Origin of the sequence: Bacillus cereus group sp. RP43 (assembly GCF_040459645.1) — a bacterium.
GTDB classification, from domain to species: domain Bacteria; phylum Bacillota; class Bacilli; order Bacillales; family Bacillaceae_G; genus Bacillus_A; species Bacillus_A mycoides_C.
The window spans coordinates 4,896,986-4,913,155 of record NZ_JARVHQ010000001.1 but is presented as its reverse complement, the minus strand read 5'-3'; the positions used below and the strand labels follow the sequence as shown (position 1 = coordinate 4,913,155).

The window sequence follows — 16,170 nt, the reverse complement described above, 5'->3', positions numbered from 1 at the left end:
AAATGATTGTAGGGATTGGAATCGATATTATTGAGTTAAATCGAATTGAAAAAATGCTAGATGGAAAGCTTAAATTTATGGAACGTATTTTAACTGAAAGAGAACGTGGTGTTGCCGAGGGGCTGAAAGGAAGTCGTCTTACAGAATTTGTAGCTGGAAGATTTGCAGCAAAAGAGGCGTATTCTAAAGCGGTAGGGACCGGTATCGGGAAAGAAGTGAGTTTTTTAGATATTGAAGTAAGGAATGATGATAGAGGTAAGCCGATTATTATTACAAATACAGAGCATATTGTTCATTTATCAATTAGTCATAGTAAAGAATTTGCCGTTGCTCAAGTTGTTTTAGAAAGCTCGTCACGCTAGTCTGCATATTTTATATCTTTGTCTCATATATTTGAGGTAGCGATAAGGAAGGCATATCTTCCATTCATTTATAGGGGCAAAGGGGCTGAAGTGATGAAAAGGCGTCTGTTTTTAGTTCTTGTCGGTTTATTGACCGTTTTTGTGCTGGCGGGTTGTATGGAAAAGAAACAGGAAGATGTTGTGAAAGATTTAGAAGCTAAAGTTAAAAGTATGAAGAGTTATCAAGCTGAAGCGAAATTATCTATTAAAACAGGAAATGAGCCTCAGGAGTACAATGTAGAAATTTGGCATAAAGAACCTTCGTATTATCGTGTGAATTTGCAGAATGCGAAAAAGGATCAGAGTCAAATTATTTTAAGAAATGATGAAGGTGTATTTGTATTAACACCAGCACTTAATAAGAGTTTCCGTTTTCAAAGTGATTGGCCACAAAATAGTAGCCAGGCTTATTTATATGAATCGCTTGTAAGAGATATTTTGCAAGATAAGAAAAATCTCTCTTTCGAGAAAACAGATAAGTATTATGTATTTAAAACAAAAACAAATTATCAACATCAAAATATGTTGCCAAAACAAGAAATTAAGCTGAATAAAAGTGATTTAACACCAGTTTCTGTGAAACTGATGGATAATGATCAAAATGTCCTTGTAAAAGTAGATTTCACTAAAGTAAAGTTTGATGCAAAGTTTGATAAAGGTGCATTTGATACGAAACAAAATATGTCTAGAGCACAAGTGGATGTTCAGACGGCAGCGAAAGAAGACAAACCGTTTGCTATTTTGTATCCGCGTGATACGCCGCAAGGCATGACTTTGAAAGAGGAAGAAGAGTTGAAGACAGACAGTGGCAAGCGTGCAATACTCACATACACTGGAAGTAAGAAATCCTTTACTTTAATACAAGAAAAGGCAAAAGTTGCAGAGGCCTCATCGGCGGTAAGTGTAAGTGGAGAGCCGGTTGATCTTGGTTTCACGATTGGTGCATTGACGAAAGACTCTGTAACGTGGTCGCATAACGGAGTAGAATATATGCTCGTGTCTAAAGGTTTAGAGCCGAATGAGCTGTTGATGGTTGCTCGTTCAGTTACAGCGAAACAGGTGAAGTAAACATCTTAGACGTGGTGATATATGTGCACCGCGTCTTTTCTTAGTTTGAAGGTGGATTTCATAAAAGAAGCATATAAAAGAATAAGCTTCGCATATCGTGTATAAGGAAGTGTATTTATGGAAGAAGCACCGTTTTACCGTGACACCTGGGTAGAAGTGGATTTAGATGCGATTTATAACAATGTTACGCATATTAAAGAGTTCATTCCAAGTGATGTAGAGATTTTTGCTGTAGTTAAAGCGAATGCATATGGGCACGATTATGTACCGGTGGCTAAAACTGCATTAGAAGCAGGAGCAACAAGATTAGCAGTTGCTTTTTTAGATGAAGCTTTAGTGCTTCGGAGGGCTGGTATTACTGCACCGATTTTAGTATTAGGTCCTTCCCCGCCCCGTGATGTAAATGTAGCTGCTGAAAATGATGTAGCATTAACTGTTTTTCAAAAAGAATGGGTGGAAGAAGCGATAAAGCTCTGGGATGGTTCATCAATAATGAAATTCCATATTAATTTTGATAGTGGTATGGGGAGAATCGGAATACGTGAACGTAAAGAATTAAAAGGGTTCTTAAAGAGTTTAGAAGGTGCACCATTTTTAGAGTTAGAAGGAGTATATACGCATTTTGCAACAGCGGATGAGGTTGAGACTTCTTACTTTGATAAGCAATATAATACATTCTTGCAGCAGTTAAGTTGGTTGAAAGAATTTGGAGTGAACCCTAAATTTGTCCATACAGCCAATAGTGCTGCAACGTTAAGGTTTCAAGGGATTACATTTAATGCGGTGCGAATTGGTATTGCGATGTATGGACTATCCCCATCTGTAGAAATACGTCCTTTTTTACCATTTAAATTGGAACCAGCGTTGTCGCTTCATACGAAGGTTGCTCATATTAAGCAAGTGATTAAAGGGGATGGGATTAGTTATAATGTCACATACCGAACGAGAACCGAAGAATGGATTGCGACAGTTGCGATTGGATATGCGGATGGATGGCTTAGAAGGTTGCAAGGATTTAAAGTGCTTGTAAATGGTGAAAGGGTACCGATTGTAGGGCGAGTAACAATGGATCAATTCATGATACATCTTCCTTGTGAAGTGCCACTTGGTACGAAAGTTACACTCATTGGGAGACAAGGTGATGAGTATATTAGTGCTACCGAGGTTGCTGAATATTCCGGGACTATTAATTATGAAATTATTGCAACGATAAGCTTCCGTGTACCGAGAATATTTATACGACACGGTAAAGTTGTAGAAGTAATCAATTATTTGAACGATATATAGAAGGAGCTATTATCGCTCAGCACCTCGTCATTTAGAGGATTTTCGCTAATGGAAAATAGGCTCTTTTTTGCTAGGGAGCTTCTTTTTATAATTGTTATTAATATAAGTTACAATGAAATATTACTGAAGTATTGCTTTATTCCTTGTTTGAAAGAGATAAAAAGTAAAAGAGGATGAATGTTTTATTTATGAATTGGAAAACATAAGCAAGGAATAAGGAAGTCTTTGCAACAGGCTCCATACAATGGTATTATTACAATAGGTGTCATATATATATTTGGGTGTGTAGTTGACGGTGGAGGTGTATTTTTGTGTCCGAATCAAGTGTAACTACTGAAATCGTGGTTCGGTTGCCAAAGCAAATGGTAACGGAATTGGACGGAATTGGAAAACAAGAGAATAAGAATCGCCATGAACTAATTTGCCAGGCAACACAACTGTTATTGCGTCAACATAAGACGAAGAAACGCTACCAACATGAATCAATGCGACGTGGGTACATTGAAATGGGAAAAATTAATCTTGGTATTGCATCTGAAGCTTTCTTAGCAGAGTATGAAGCAGCTCATACAGTAGAACGCTTAGTTAGCGGGGGGTAATATTTTGATTGTAAAACGCGGCGACGTGTATTTTGCAGACCTTTCCCCAGTTGTTGGTTCTGAGCAAGGAGGCGTTCGTCCGGTTCTTGTCATTCAAAATGACATCGGAAATCGTTTTAGTCCGACTGTGATTGTAGCGGCTATTACTGCACAGATTCAAAAAGCGAAATTACCCACTCATGTGGAAATTGATGCGAAAAAGTATGGTTTTGAGAGAGATTCTGTTATTTTACTTGAGCAGATTCGAACAATCGATAAGCAACGCTTAACGGACAAAATCACTCATTTGGATGAAGTGATGATGAGTCGTGTAGATGAAGCGTTACAAATTAGTTTAGGACTAATAGATTTTTAAATCGGCAGTTTAAGTTGCTCTCTTTACAGGGCAACTTTTTTTTATTATAGAGGAGGTTACGGTTGGATATGGAAATGGTAGATAATCGACAAGGGTTAATGAAAATGTTAGTGAAAGAATTAGGCTTTACAGAAAAGCAAGTTCGTCATGTTATTCAATTAACAGAAGAAGGTAACACAGTTCCATTTATCGCTCGTTACCGAAAAGAATGGACAGGATCACTAGATGAGGTGCAAATTCGTGCAATCTTAGAAAGATGGCAATATATGATGCAACTAGAAGATAGGAAAGAAGAGGTTCTTCGTCTTATTGGTGAAAAGGGTAAACTAACCGAAGAGCTGCGTCGTCATATTGTTGCCGCAAAAAAACTTCAGGAAGTAGAAGATTTATATCGTCCATATAAAGAAAAGAGAAGAACGAAAGCTACAATTGCTAAAGAAAAGGGATTAGAACCGTTAGCTGAGTGGCTATTGTTATATAAAAAAGAGAATCCAGCAGAGAAGGCTATGGAATTTGTTAATGCAGAAAAAGAAGTGGAGTCTGCAGAAGATGCGTTGCAAGGTGCGCAAGATATTATTGCGGAACTTGTTTCGGATAATGCGGCATATCGTAGTTGGATTCGCAATACTACTTTCCGAAAAGGGATTATGTCTTCATCTGTAAAAGATAAAGAAAAAGATGAAAAGAATATATATGAAATGTATTATGGCTACGAAGAACCGTTGCAAAAAGTAGTGCCGCATCGTGTACTAGCTATGAATCGTGGTGAAAAGGAAGACGTATTAAGAGTTTCTGTTATCACGCCAATTGAAGAAATTCTTCAGTTTTTACATAAAAAAATGATTCTTGATGAAGCTTCTAAAAGTGCACATTATGTACAATTAGCGATGGAAGATGGATATAAGCGATTAATTCAACCTTCAATAGAAAGAGAAATTCGTAAAGAATTAATGGAAACGGCCGAAGAGCAAGCGATTCATATTTTCTCTGAGAATTTACGTAATTTATTATTACAGCCTCCGATGAAAGGGAAAGTTGTGTTAGCGGTAGATCCAGCATATAGGACCGGTTGTAAATTAGCTGTAGTAGATGATACAGGGAAAGTTCTTCACATAGATGTTATTTATCCGCATCCGCCTGTTCGTAAATATGAGGATGCAAAAACGAAAATCATTTCCATTATAGATAAATATGAAGTTGAAATGATAGCGATTGGAAATGGTACAGCTTCGAGAGAAACGGAAGAATTTATAGTAGATGTATTACAAAATGTAGAACGAGATGTATTTTACATTATTGTAAATGAAGCGGGTGCTAGTGTGTACTCAGCATCTGATGTAGCTCGCGAGGAATTCCCGAATTTACAGGTTGAAGAAAGGAGTGCTGTTTCAATTGGGAGACGTCTGCAAGATCCACTTGCAGAGCTTGTGAAAATTGACCCTAAATCTGTTGGGGTGGGACAATATCAACATGATGTATCTCAAAAGAGATTAAATGAATCATTAACATTTGTAGTAGAGACAGCGGTTAACCGAGTTGGTGTTAATGTAAATACAGCTTCAGTTGCATTGTTGCAATATGTTTCGGGGTTATCAAAAACAGTTGCGAAAAATATTGTAGCTAAGCGTGAGGAAGATGGAAAATTCACGAAGCGTACTGAATTAAAGAAAATCCCGCGTTTAGGTGCAAAAACATATGAACAATGTATCGGGTTTTTACGTATATTAGAAGGAGCGAATCCGTTAGATCGCACAGGGATTCATCCAGAACAATATAAAAATGTTGAATTGTTATTAAAGAGCCTAGGGTTATCAAAGAATGATGTGGGGAAACCAAACTTGCAAAAGAGTTTAGAAGGAGTAGATATTTCTAAATTATCTCAAGAGACCGAGATTGGTGAGCCAACATTAGTTGATATTATGGATGCTTTAATTAGCCCGGAACGAGATATGAGGGATGAGTTGCCAAAGCCACTTTTGAAAAAGGGGATTTTAAAATTAGAAGATTTAAAGCGTGGTATGGAATTAGAGGGAACGATCCGCAATGTTGTTGATTTCGGTGCCTTTGTTGATATTGGTGTGAAGCAAGATGGTTTAGTACATATTTCTAAACTAAGTAAACAATTTGTAAAGCATCCATTAGATATCGTATCGGTGGGGCAAATTGTAAAGGTATGGGTAGATGATATTGATACGAAAAAAGGTCGTGTTGCATTATCAATGTTACCAATTGAATAGAAAATAAAGAGAGCAGATGAAACTGCTCTCTTTTTATGGATAGGAAAGTTTCATTGATTATGAGCTTTGGTGTATTTTACTATAATAAAACCAGCATTCATTTAGTAACTTGATTTGATACCGGTTTTTTTCGAAATATGCACGTTGCATTTGTTTCTTTAGCCATGTAGGCATAGGAATCCCTCCTTGTTTAATCCTGCTCTCAAAAATTCCTCCTTTTATATTAAAGAAATATTGATGAGAGGTTGGTGAGTGGATTTCTATCAATGCTGCATTTTTAGAAATCACGCTTCTTGAATGAGGATGGGTATATGTACTATTTAATATATGTATAGGAAGGGAGAAAAGTGTAAAAATATTTTTTGTTTAGGAGGAATGAGAATGGATGAGCAAGAAATTCAGAGGTTAGTGGAAGAGGTATCGTTACAATGCTTTGGAATGCCGTTTTTACATAAAGCGATGTTTAATAGTAGGTTACGTACAACGGGTGGGCGCTATCTATTGAAGAATCATAATATAGAATTGAATTATCGATATTACGAAATATATGGTAAAGAAGAGTTAGTCGGGATTGTTAAACATGAACTTTGTCATTATCACTTACATATCACAGGAAAAGGGTATAAGCACCGAGATAGAGATTTTCGTGAGTTATTAAAGAAAGTAGGTGCACCACGTTTTTGTAAACGAATGATTAGTGAGGAGGAAACGAAAGTTTATACGTATGAATGTATAGGTTGTTCGTTTCAATATGTAAGAAGACGTAAAATAAATACACAAAGATATGTATGTGGAAAGTGCAAAGGACAACTAAAACTGGTAGTGAAAACATCTTGACAGTGAAAACGCAATCCAGTATATTATAAACATGTCCCGTTTGCGCAAGACGTTGTAAAAAAACTTCTTGACTTACGATGAGAAATTTTATAAGATACAAATTGTCTTTATTATTCCGCAGTAGCTCAGTGGTAGAGCTATCGGCTGTTAACCGATCGGTCGTAGGTTCGAGTCCTACCTGCGGAGCCATATACAGAGAAGTACCCAAGTGGCTCAAGGGGCTCCCCTGCTAAGGGAGTAGATCGCTAACGCGGTGCGAGGGTTCGAATCCCTTCTTCTCTGCCATATATATTGGCCCGTTGGTCAAGTGGTTAAGACACCGCCCTTTCACGGCGGTAACACGGGTTCGAATCCCGTACGGGTCACCACTTCGGAGGATTAGCTCAGCTGGGAGAGCACCTGCCTTACAAGCAGGGGGTCGGCGGTTCGATCCCGTCATCCTCCACCATATAAATTATATAAATAATATTATCGCGGGGTGGAGCAGTACGGTAGCTCGTCGGGCTCATAACCCGAAGGTCGCAGGTTCAAATCCTGTCCCCGCAACCAAATGGTCCCGTGGTGTAGTGGTTAACATGCCTGCCTGTCACGCAGGAGATCGCCGGTTCGACCCCGGTCGGGACCGCCATTTTAACTTCTGCTATATAGCAGTTGTTTTTTATTGGTCATTATGGTACAATAACATTTGTCTTTGAAAAGAAGATAACTATTTCGATGGGCTATAGCCAAGCGGTAAGGCAACGGACTTTGACTCCGTCATGCGCTGGTTCGAATCCAGCTAGCCCAGCCATTTACGAGCCATTAGCTCAGTTGGTAGAGCATCTGACTTTTAATCAGAGGGTCGAAGGTTCGAATCCTTCATGGCTCACTTTTGTTTTTTCCGCGCGGTCGTGGCGGAACGGCAGACGCGCTAGGTTGAGGGCCTAGTGGGGGAAACCCCGTGGAGGTTCAAGTCCTCTCGGCCGCATCAAAAAATCTTTTTAAAAAAGTACTTGTATTTGAAAATGTAGTATGATAAGATAATTGAGTCGCCAAAATACAACGACGAAAAAACATCATGAATAAGCGCCCGTAGCTCAATTGGATAGAGCGTTTGACTACGGATCAAGAGGTTAGGGGTTCGACTCCTCTCGGGCGCGCCATAACGGGAAGTGGCTCAGCTTGGTAGAGCACCTGGTTTGGGACCAGGGGGTCGCAGGTTCAAATCCTGTCTTCCCGACCACGCGGGTGTAGTTTAGTGGTAAAACAAGAGCCTTCCAAGCTCTGGTCGAGAGTTCGATTCTCTTCACCCGCTTTTAGTTCTTTGAAAACTGAACGAAACAAACAACGTGAACGTCAATTTTTATTTTTAGATGCTAGACAAACTAACTTTATTGGAGAGTTTGATCCTGGCTCAGGATGAACGCTGGCGGCGTGCCTAATACATGCAAGTCGAGCGAATGGATTAAGAGCTTGCTCTTATGAAGTTAGCGGCGGACGGGTGAGTAACACGTGGGTAACCTGCCCATAAGACTGGGATAACTCCGGGAAACCGGGGCTAATACCGGATAATATTTTGAACTGCATGGTTCGAAATTGAAAGGCGGCTTCGGCTGTCACTTATGGATGGACCCGCGTCGCATTAGCTAGTTGGTGAGGTAACGGCTCACCAAGGCAACGATGCGTAGCCGACCTGAGAGGGTGATCGGCCACACTGGGACTGAGACACGGCCCAGACTCCTACGGGAGGCAGCAGTAGGGAATCTTCCGCAATGGACGAAAGTCTGACGGAGCAACGCCGCGTGAGTGATGAAGGCTTTCGGGTCGTAAAACTCTGTTGTTAGGGAAGAACAAGTGCTAGTTGAATAAGCTGGCACCTTGACGGTACCTAACCAGAAAGCCACGGCTAACTACGTGCCAGCAGCCGCGGTAATACGTAGGTGGCAAGCGTTATCCGGAATTATTGGGCGTAAAGCGCGCGCAGGTGGTTTCTTAAGTCTGATGTGAAAGCCCACGGCTCAACCGTGGAGGGTCATTGGAAACTGGGAGACTTGAGTGCAGAAGAGGAAAGTGGAATTCCATGTGTAGCGGTGAAATGCGTAGAGATATGGAGGAACACCAGTGGCGAAGGCGACTTTCTGGTCTGTAACTGACACTGAGGCGCGAAAGCGTGGGGAGCAAACAGGATTAGATACCCTGGTAGTCCACGCCGTAAACGATGAGTGCTAAGTGTTAGAGGGTTTCCGCCCTTTAGTGCTGAAGTTAACGCATTAAGCACTCCGCCTGGGGAGTACGGCCGCAAGGCTGAAACTCAAAGGAATTGACGGGGGCCCGCACAAGCGGTGGAGCATGTGGTTTAATTCGAAGCAACGCGAAGAACCTTACCAGGTCTTGACATCCTCTGAAAATCCTAGAGATAGGACTTCTCCTTCGGGAGCAGAGTGACAGGTGGTGCATGGTTGTCGTCAGCTCGTGTCGTGAGATGTTGGGTTAAGTCCCGCAACGAGCGCAACCCTTGATCTTAGTTGCCATCATTAAGTTGGGCACTCTAAGGTGACTGCCGGTGACAAACCGGAGGAAGGTGGGGATGACGTCAAATCATCATGCCCCTTATGACCTGGGCTACACACGTGCTACAATGGACGGTACAAAGAGCTGCAAGACCGCGAGGTGGAGCTAATCTCATAAAACCGTTCTCAGTTCGGATTGTAGGCTGCAACTCGCCTACATGAAGCTGGAATCGCTAGTAATCGCGGATCAGCATGCCGCGGTGAATACGTTCCCGGGCCTTGTACACACCGCCCGTCACACCACGAGAGTTTGTAACACCCGAAGTCGGTGGGGTAACCTTTATGGAGCCAGCCGCCTAAGGTGGGACAGATGATTGGGGTGAAGTCGTAACAAGGTAGCCGTATCGGAAGGTGCGGCTGGATCACCTCCTTTCTATGGAGAATTGATGAACGCAGTTCATCAATAAACGTTGACTTGTTTCGTTTCGTTCAGTTTTGAGAGAACTATCTCTCAAGTTTAAATGTATGTTCTTTGAAAACTAGATAACAGTGTAGCTCATATTTTTTTAATTTTAGTTTGGTTAAGTTAGAAAGGGCGCACGGTGGATGCCTTGACACTAGGAGTCGATGAAGGACGGGACTAACGCCGATATGCTTCGGGGAGCTGTAAGTAAGCTTTGATCCGAAGATTTCCGAATGGGGAAACCCACTATACGTAATGGTATGGTATCCTTACCTGAATACATAGGGTATGGAAGACAGACCCAGGGAACTGAAACATCTAAGTACCTGGAGGAAGAGAAAGCAAATGCGATTTCCTGAGTAGCGGCGAGCGAAACGGAATCTAGCCCAAACCAAGAGGCTTGCCTCTTGGGGTTGTAGGACATTCTATACGGAGTTACAAAGGAACGAGGTAGACGAAGCGACCTGGAAAGGTCCGTCACAGAGGGTAACAACCCCGTAGTCGAAACTTCGTTCTCTCTTGAATGTATCCTGAGTACGGCGGAACACGTGAAATTCCGTCGGAATCTGGGAGGACCATCTCCCAAGGCTAAATACTCCCTAGTGATCGATAGTGAACCAGTACCGTGAGGGAAAGGTGAAAAGCACCCCGGAAGGGGAGTGAAAGAGATCCTGAAACCGTGTGCCTACAAATAGTCAGAGCCCGTTAATGGGTGATGGCGTGCCTTTTGTAGAATGAACCGGCGAGTTACGATCCCGTGCAAGGTTAAGCTGAAGAGGCGGAGCCGCAGCGAAAGCGAGTCTGAATAGGGCGTTTAGTACGTGGTCGTAGACCCGAAACCAGGTGATCTACCCATGTCCAGGGTGAAGTTCAGGTAACACTGAATGGAGGCCCGAACCCACGCACGTTGAAAAGTGCGGGGATGAGGTGTGGGTAGCGGAGAAATTCCAATCGAACCTGGAGATAGCTGGTTCTCCCCGAAATAGCTTTAGGGCTAGCCTTAAGTGTAAGAGTCTTGGAGGTAGAGCACTGATTGAACTAGGGGTCCTCATCGGATTACCGAATTCAGTCAAACTCCGAATGCCAATGACTTATCCTTAGGAGTCAGACTGCGAGTGATAAGATCCGTAGTCAAGAGGGAAACAGCCCAGATCGCCAGCTAAGGTCCCAAAGTGTGTATTAAGTGGAAAAGGATGTGGAGTTGCTTAGACAACTAGGATGTTGGCTCAGAAGCAGCCACCATTTAAAGAGTGCGTAATAGCTCACTAGTCGAGTGACTCTGCGCCGAAAATGTACCGGGGCTAAATACACCACCGAAGCTGCGAATTGATACCAATGGTATCAGTGGTAGGGGAGCGTTCTAAGTGCAGTGAAGTCAGACCGGAAGGACTGGTGGAGCGCTTAGAAGTGAGAATGCCGGTATGAGTAGCGAAAGACGGGTGAGAATCCCGTCCACCGAATGCCTAAGGTTTCCTGAGGAAGGCTCGTCCGCTCAGGGTTAGTCAGGACCTAAGCCGAGGCCGACAGGCGTAGGCGATGGACAACAGGTTGATATTCCTGTACCACCTCTTTATCGTTTGAGCAATGGAGGGACGCAGAAGGATAGAAGAAGCGTGCGATTGGTTGTGCACGTCCAAGCAGTTAGGCTGATAAGTAGGCAAATCCGCTTATCGTGAAGGCTGAGCTGTGATGGGGAAGCTCCTTATGGAGCGAAGTCTTTGATTCCCCGCTGCCAAGAAAAGCTTCTAGCGAGATAAAAGGTGCCTGTACCGCAAACCGACACAGGTAGGCGAGGAGAGAATCCTAAGGTGTGCGAGAGAACTCTGGTTAAGGAACTCGGCAAAATGACCCCGTAACTTCGGGAGAAGGGGTGCTTTCTTAACGGAAAGCCGCAGTGAATAGGCCCAAGCGACTGTTTAGCAAAAACACAGGTCTCTGCGAAGCCGTAAGGCGAAGTATAGGGGCTGACACCTGCCCGGTGCTGGAAGGTTAAGGAGAGGGGTTAGCGTAAGCGAAGCTCTGAACTGAAGCCCCAGTAAACGGCGGCCGTAACTATAACGGTCCTAAGGTAGCGAAATTCCTTGTCGGGTAAGTTCCGACCCGCACGAAAGGTGTAACGATTTGGGCACTGTCTCAACCAGAGACTCGGTGAAATTATAGTACCTGTGAAGATGCAGGTTACCCGCGACAGGACGGAAAGACCCCGTGGAGCTTTACTGTAGCCTGATATTGAATTTTGGTACAGTTTGTACAGGATAGGCGGGAGCCATTGAAACCGGAGCGCTAGCTTCGGTGGAGGCGCTGGTGGGATACCGCCCTGACTGTATTGAAATTCTAACCTACGGGTCTTATCGACCCGGGAGACAGTGTCAGGTGGGCAGTTTGACTGGGGCGGTCGCCTCCTAAAGTGTAACGGAGGCGCCCAAAGGTTCCCTCAGAATGGTTGGAAATCATTCGTAGAGTGCAAAGGCATAAGGGAGCTTGACTGCGAGACCTACAAGTCGAGCAGGGACGAAAGTCGGGCTTAGTGATCCGGTGGTTCCGCATGGAAGGGCCATCGCTCAACGGATAAAAGCTACCCCGGGGATAACAGGCTTATCTCCCCCAAGAGTCCACATCGACGGGGAGGTTTGGCACCTCGATGTCGGCTCATCGCATCCTGGGGCTGTAGTCGGTCCCAAGGGTTGGGCTGTTCGCCCATTAAAGCGGTACGCGAGCTGGGTTCAGAACGTCGTGAGACAGTTCGGTCCCTATCCGTCGTGGGCGTAGGAAATTTGAGAGGAGCTGTCCTTAGTACGAGAGGACCGGGATGGACGCACCGCTGGTGTACCAGTTGTTCTGCCAAGGGCATAGCTGGGTAGCTATGTGCGGAAGGGATAAGTGCTGAAAGCATCTAAGCATGAAGCCCCCCTCAAGATGAGATTTCCCATAGCGTAAGCTAGTAAGATCCCTGAAAGATGATCAGGTTGATAGGTTCGAGGTGGAAGCATGGTGACATGTGGAGCTGACGAATACTAATAGATCGAGGACTTAACCATATAATATGAAGCGATGTTATCTAGTTTTGAAAGAATATAAAAAACTTGTTGACTTTAAATGTCGAATGAGTTATGATGATTCTTGTCTTAAATGAATACAGTCTGGTAATGATGGCAGAGAGGTCACACCCGTTCCCATACCGAACACGGAAGTTAAGCTCTCTAGCGCCGATGGTAGTTGGGACCTTGTCCCTGTGAGAGTAGGACGTTGCCAGGCTATTTATATCATCGCGGGGTGGAGCAGTACGGTAGCTCGTCGGGCTCATAACCCGAAGGTCGCAGGTTCAAATCCTGTCCCCGCAACCAAATGGTCCCGTGGTGTAGTGGTTAACATGCCTGCCTGTCACGCAGGAGATCGCCGGTTCGACCCCGGTCGGGACCGCCATTTTATATAAAGAAAAGAACGAAACAAGTTGTTTCGTATTTTTTTATTTGTTTTAACAAAAAACTAATAAAGACAGTCAAACTATCCTTAGGAAAACTCCTAAGGACTTTTTTATATATTTAAAACCTGTATAATAAAGAGCAGAGAACATTGTGAGTAAAGTAGGTGAAGTCTGTGAGTAAATATGAAATAACAACAAAATCTTCCGAAGAAACCCAACGATTATCAGAAAAATTAGGGGGACTTGTAAAGGAAAAAGATGTAATTATTTTAGAAGGTGATCTTGGAGCTGGCAAGACGACTTTTACAAAAGGACTAGCAAAAGGTCTTGGAGTGAAAAGAGTCGTAAATAGTCCTACCTTCAATATTATTAAAGAATATAAAGGAAGATTACCGCTATATCATATGGATGTGTATCGTTTAGCGGAAAGTGAAGAAGATTTAGGATTTGATGAGTATTTCTATGGTGAAGGGATTACAGTAGTAGAATGGGCTCATTTAATAGAAGCATATTTACCGAATGAGAAGTTACAAATTAGTTTATTCCATGCTGGAGATGATACACGAAAAATTCTACTCGAGCCAATTGGAGATCGCTATATTAGATTATGTGAGGAGCTATTACAAGATGAAAGTACTAGCAATTGATACTTCAAATTACGTAATGGGTGTATCCCTTATTGAGGAAGGGAACGTGATTGGGGAAATCATTACAAATTTAACAAAAAACCATTCTGTACGTCTTATGCCAGCTGTAGAGAAACTTTTAAAAGAATGCGGTGTAAAACCGAAAGAATTGACTAAAATTGTTGTAGCAGCTGGACCAGGATCATATACAGGTGTTCGTATAGGTGTGACAGCTGCAAAAACATTAGCTTGGTCACTTCAAATACCAATTGTAGGTGTATCCAGTTTAGAAGTGTTAGCTGCAAATGGTGCTAACTTTAGTGGACTAATTTGTCCTTTATTTGATGGAAGACGTGGACAAATTTATACTGGGTTATATACATATGAAGGAGAGCAGTTAACTTCAATAGAAGAAGATCGAATTATTCTTATTGTAGACTGGTTGCAAATGTTAAAAGATAAAGGACAGCTTGTTTTATTTATCGGTAACGATGTTAAATTGCATAAAGAAACAATTGTAGAATATTTAGGTGAACAAGCTGTATTTGCTCCGTTCACTAAGAATAACCCAAGGCCAAGTGAATTAGCATTTTTAGGATTACAAAAAGAAGAACAAGACGTGCATACGTTTGTTCCTAGCTATCTTCGTTTAGCTGAAGCTGAAACAAAATGGTTAGAAAGTCAAAACAAGTAGGGGCCTTGCAGAAGATGGATATGATATTTAGAAAGATGGCACTCGATGATATTGATCAAATTGTAGCTATTGAAGAAGCATCTTTTTCAACCCCTTGGACTGCAGATGCCTTTCACCGCGAATTAGAGATGAATGAACATGCACATTATGTCGTGCTAGAAAAAGATGGTCTCGTAATTGGATATTGTGGATTGTGGATAATTCTTGATGAATCACATGTAACAAATATAGCTATCCTGCCAGAATACAGAGGCAAAAAGCTAGGGGATGCCTTATTGAAAGAAGTCATTTCCGAGGCGAAAGGGTTAGGAGTAAAAACAATGACACTTGAAGTACGCGTGTCAAATGAAGTAGCAAAGCAGTTATACAGAAAATACGGATTTCAAAATGGTGGGATTCGTAAACGATACTATGCGGACAATCAGGAAGATGGTCTTGTAATGTGGGTGAATATATAATGGAAAAAAATACGATTATACTTGGTATTGAAACAAGCTGTGATGAAACAGCTGTAGCAGTTGTTAAAAATGGAACGGAAATCATTGCGAATGTCGTTGCATCACAAATTGAAAGTCATAAGCGTTTTGGCGGAGTTGTACCAGAGATTGCATCCCGTCATCATGTAGAAGAAATCACAGTTGTGTTAGAAGAAGCTTTAAAAGAAGCGAATATCACTTTTGAGGATATTGATGCAATTGCTGTAACAGAAGGCCCAGGTTTAGTTGGAGCACTTTTAATAGGTGTAAATGCAGCGAAGGCTGTGGCTTTTGCTCATGATATCCCTTTAGTTGGTGTTCATCATATTGCCGGTCATATTTATGCGAACCGTTTAGTAAAAGACGTACAATTCCCGTTACTATCGCTTGTTGTATCCGGTGGGCATACGGAGCTTGTTTATATGAAAGAGCATGGTTCATTTGAAGTGATTGGTGAAACGCGAGATGATGCGGCAGGAGAAGCTTACGATAAAGTAGCTCGTACATTATCAATGCCTTATCCAGGTGGTCCTCATATTGATCGCCTTGCGCATGAAGGAAAACCAACAATTGATTTGCCTCGTGCGTGGCTAGAACCTGATTCGTATGATTTTAGTTTTAGTGGATTGAAGTCAGCAGTTATCAACACTGTGCATAACGCAAAACAACGCGGTATAGAAATTGCACCAGAAGATTTAGCAGCAAGTTTCCAAGAAAGTGTAATAGATGTACTTGTAACGAAAGCGTCTCGTGCAGCAGATGCTTATAATGTAAAACAAGTGCTTCTTGCTGGTGGAGTAGCTGCCAATAAAGGGCTTCGTGCACGTTTAGAAGCAGAATTTGCACAAAAAGAAAATATAGAGCTAATTATTCCTCCTCTATCTTTATGCACAGATAATGCAGCGATGATTGCAGCTGCAGGTACAATTGCATACGAACAAGGAAAACGCGCTACATTAGCTTTAAATGCAAATCCAGGATTAGATATTGAAGCATAGTTATACACAAAATTAACCACAGCTTGTGGATAAAACCCAAATTATCTGTTGATAATATGGGTTTTTTTGTGTACATGAAATGTGTATAACTTTTTATTTAGTTGTGGATAATGTGGAAAAGTTATTTGGAAGTTTATATTATAAAGGTGGATATGTGCATAACCTTGTGGATAACGTAGGTGAAGTCTGACCTTTGAAGAAATTCATTTTTGGGAA

At 42.2% G+C, this 16,170-nt stretch carries 12 protein-coding genes, 14 tRNA genes and 3 rRNA genes; 28 read left to right on the top strand and 1 reads right to left on the bottom strand.

Annotated features, from left to right (window positions below):
- Window positions 1-2: 2 nt before the first annotated feature.
- The 6 genes from acpS to QCI75_RS25410 all read left to right on the top strand — a co-directional run bounded on the left by acpS (window position 3) and on the right by QCI75_RS25410 (window position 5,947).
- Entirely contained in the window at window positions 3-362 is a 360-nt protein-coding gene (gene acpS, locus QCI75_RS25435) for a holo-ACP synthase (protein WP_002009969.1), read from the top strand.
- A gap of 156 nt (window positions 363-518) precedes the next feature.
- On the top strand, window positions 519-1,469 hold the full coding sequence (locus QCI75_RS25430) for a LolA family protein (protein WP_142344742.1): 951 nt from the start codon (window positions 519-521) through the stop codon (window positions 1,467-1,469).
- Window positions 1,470-1,586: 117 nt separating this feature from the next.
- Complete coding sequence (gene alr / locus QCI75_RS25425) at window positions 1,587-2,756, top strand: alanine racemase (RefSeq protein ID WP_144506117.1); 1,170 nt, start codon at window positions 1,587-1,589, stop codon at window positions 2,754-2,756.
- Between the two features lie 311 nt (window positions 2,757-3,067).
- Window positions 3,068-3,355, top strand: coding sequence for an antitoxin EndoAI (locus QCI75_RS25420; RefSeq protein ID WP_000004570.1), 288 nt, complete (start codon window positions 3,068-3,070; stop codon window positions 3,353-3,355).
- Between the two features lie 4 nt (window positions 3,356-3,359).
- Window positions 3,360-3,710, top strand: a complete 351-nt coding sequence (ndoA, locus tag QCI75_RS25415; RefSeq protein WP_000635965.1) for a type II toxin-antitoxin system endoribonuclease NdoA — start codon at window positions 3,360-3,362, stop codon at window positions 3,708-3,710.
- A gap of 68 nt (window positions 3,711-3,778) precedes the next feature.
- Window positions 3,779-5,947: a Tex family protein gene (locus QCI75_RS25410; RefSeq protein WP_353761574.1), complete on the top strand. Its 2,169-nt coding sequence runs from the start codon at window positions 3,779-3,781 to the stop codon at window positions 5,945-5,947.
- 57 nt (window positions 5,948-6,004) lie between these two features.
- Here QCI75_RS25410 and cmpA read toward each other — a convergent pair whose 3' ends face one another.
- Window positions 6,005-6,121 (bottom strand): cortex morphogenetic protein CmpA, encoded by a 117-nt coding sequence (gene cmpA, locus QCI75_RS25405; protein WP_001143642.1) that lies wholly within the window; start codon window positions 6,119-6,121, stop codon window positions 6,005-6,007.
- A gap of 207 nt (window positions 6,122-6,328) precedes the next feature.
- On the opposite strand from cmpA, the gene QCI75_RS25400 reads away from it, so the two are divergent.
- The 22 genes from QCI75_RS25400 to tsaD all read left to right on the top strand — a co-directional run bounded on the left by QCI75_RS25400 (window position 6,329) and on the right by tsaD (window position 15,954).
- Window positions 6,329-6,784, top strand: coding sequence for a SprT family protein (locus tag QCI75_RS25400; RefSeq protein ID WP_144506118.1), 456 nt, complete (start codon window positions 6,329-6,331; stop codon window positions 6,782-6,784).
- Between the two features lie 114 nt (window positions 6,785-6,898).
- Window positions 6,899-6,973 (top strand) — tRNA-Asn (locus tag QCI75_RS25395).
- A gap of 5 nt (window positions 6,974-6,978) precedes the next feature.
- Window positions 6,979-7,069: transfer RNA gene (locus tag QCI75_RS25390), tRNA-Ser, on the top strand.
- An 8-nt stretch (window positions 7,070-7,077) separates the two neighbouring features.
- Window positions 7,078-7,152, top strand: a tRNA-Glu gene (locus QCI75_RS25385).
- A gap of 4 nt (window positions 7,153-7,156) precedes the next feature.
- Window positions 7,157-7,232, top strand: a tRNA-Val gene (locus QCI75_RS25380).
- A 24-nt stretch (window positions 7,233-7,256) separates the two neighbouring features.
- A tRNA-Met gene (locus QCI75_RS25375) sits at window positions 7,257-7,333 on the top strand.
- Between the two features lie 3 nt (window positions 7,334-7,336).
- Window positions 7,337-7,412 (top strand) — tRNA-Asp (locus QCI75_RS25370).
- Window positions 7,413-7,499: 87 nt separating this feature from the next.
- Window positions 7,500-7,574: transfer RNA gene (locus tag QCI75_RS25365), tRNA-Gln, on the top strand.
- 5 nt (window positions 7,575-7,579) lie between these two features.
- Window positions 7,580-7,652 (top strand) — tRNA-Lys (locus tag QCI75_RS25360).
- 16 nt (window positions 7,653-7,668) lie between these two features.
- Window positions 7,669-7,751 (top strand) — tRNA-Leu (locus QCI75_RS25355).
- 98 nt (window positions 7,752-7,849) lie between these two features.
- Window positions 7,850-7,926: transfer RNA gene (locus tag QCI75_RS25350), tRNA-Arg, on the top strand.
- A gap of 3 nt (window positions 7,927-7,929) precedes the next feature.
- Window positions 7,930-8,006, top strand: a tRNA-Pro gene (locus tag QCI75_RS25345).
- A gap of 1 nt (window position 8,007) precedes the next feature.
- A tRNA-Gly gene (locus QCI75_RS25340) sits at window positions 8,008-8,078 on the top strand.
- 76 nt (window positions 8,079-8,154) lie between these two features.
- A 16S ribosomal RNA gene (locus QCI75_RS25335) occupies window positions 8,155-9,706 on the top strand.
- Between the two features lie 146 nt (window positions 9,707-9,852).
- Window positions 9,853-12,774 (top strand): 23S ribosomal RNA (locus tag QCI75_RS25330).
- A gap of 101 nt (window positions 12,775-12,875) precedes the next feature.
- Window positions 12,876-12,991, top strand: a 5S ribosomal RNA gene (gene rrf / locus QCI75_RS25325).
- Together the 16S, 23S and 5S rRNA genes with 14 tRNA genes alongside form the textbook arrangement of a ribosomal RNA operon.
- Before the next feature lie 12 nt (window positions 12,992-13,003).
- Window positions 13,004-13,080: transfer RNA gene (locus QCI75_RS25320), tRNA-Met, on the top strand.
- A gap of 3 nt (window positions 13,081-13,083) precedes the next feature.
- A tRNA-Asp gene (locus QCI75_RS25315) sits at window positions 13,084-13,159 on the top strand.
- A gap of 174 nt (window positions 13,160-13,333) precedes the next feature.
- The gene (gene tsaE / locus QCI75_RS25310) at window positions 13,334-13,807 is read left to right on the top strand and encodes a tRNA (adenosine(37)-N6)-threonylcarbamoyltransferase complex ATPase subunit type 1 TsaE (protein WP_144507746.1); all 474 of its coding nucleotides are present in this window, start codon (window positions 13,334-13,336) and stop codon (window positions 13,805-13,807) included.
- A complete protein-coding gene (gene tsaB, locus QCI75_RS25305) occupies window positions 13,788-14,480 on the top strand; it encodes a tRNA (adenosine(37)-N6)-threonylcarbamoyltransferase complex dimerization subunit type 1 TsaB (protein WP_144507744.1) in 693 nt (230 codons plus the stop codon). The genes tsaE and tsaB overlap by 20 nt, the downstream gene beginning before the upstream one ends.
- 14 nt (window positions 14,481-14,494) lie before the next feature.
- The gene (gene rimI / locus QCI75_RS25300) at window positions 14,495-14,938 is read left to right on the top strand and encodes a ribosomal protein S18-alanine N-acetyltransferase (protein ID WP_144507742.1); all 444 of its coding nucleotides are present in this window, start codon (window positions 14,495-14,497) and stop codon (window positions 14,936-14,938) included.
- Window positions 14,938-15,954 (top strand): tRNA (adenosine(37)-N6)-threonylcarbamoyltransferase complex transferase subunit TsaD, encoded by a 1,017-nt coding sequence (gene tsaD, locus QCI75_RS25295; protein WP_098780148.1) that lies wholly within the window; start codon window positions 14,938-14,940, stop codon window positions 15,952-15,954. Before rimI ends, tsaD begins: the two co-directional genes overlap by 1 nt.
- Window positions 15,955-16,170 lie beyond the last annotated feature (216 nt).

Excerpts from the sequence above, each read along its gene's own strand:
- acpS (WP_002009969.1), top strand. The coding sequence starts at position 3 with ATGATTGTAGGGATTGGAATCGATATTATTGAGTTAAATCGAATTGAA.
- QCI75_RS25430 (WP_142344742.1), top strand. The coding sequence starts at position 519 with ATGGAAAAGAAACAGGAAGATGTTGTGAAAGATTTAGAAGCTAAAGTT.
- QCI75_RS25400 (WP_144506118.1), top strand. The coding sequence starts at position 6,329 with ATGGATGAGCAAGAAATTCAGAGGTTAGTGGAAGAGGTATCGTTACAA.
- alr (WP_144506117.1), top strand. The coding sequence starts at position 1,587 with ATGGAAGAAGCACCGTTTTACCGTGACACCTGGGTAGAAGTGGATTTA.
- rimI (WP_144507742.1), top strand. The coding sequence starts at position 14,495 with ATGGATATGATATTTAGAAAGATGGCACTCGATGATATTGATCAAATT.
- cmpA (WP_001143642.1), bottom strand. The coding sequence starts at position 6,121 with ATGCCTACATGGCTAAAGAAACAAATGCAACGTGCATATTTCGAAAAA.
- tsaB (WP_144507744.1), top strand. The coding sequence starts at position 13,788 with ATGAAAGTACTAGCAATTGATACTTCAAATTACGTAATGGGTGTATCC.
- tsaD (WP_098780148.1), top strand. The coding sequence starts at position 14,938 with ATGGAAAAAAATACGATTATACTTGGTATTGAAACAAGCTGTGATGAA.
- QCI75_RS25410 (WP_353761574.1), top strand. The coding sequence starts at position 3,779 with ATGGAAATGGTAGATAATCGACAAGGGTTAATGAAAATGTTAGTGAAA.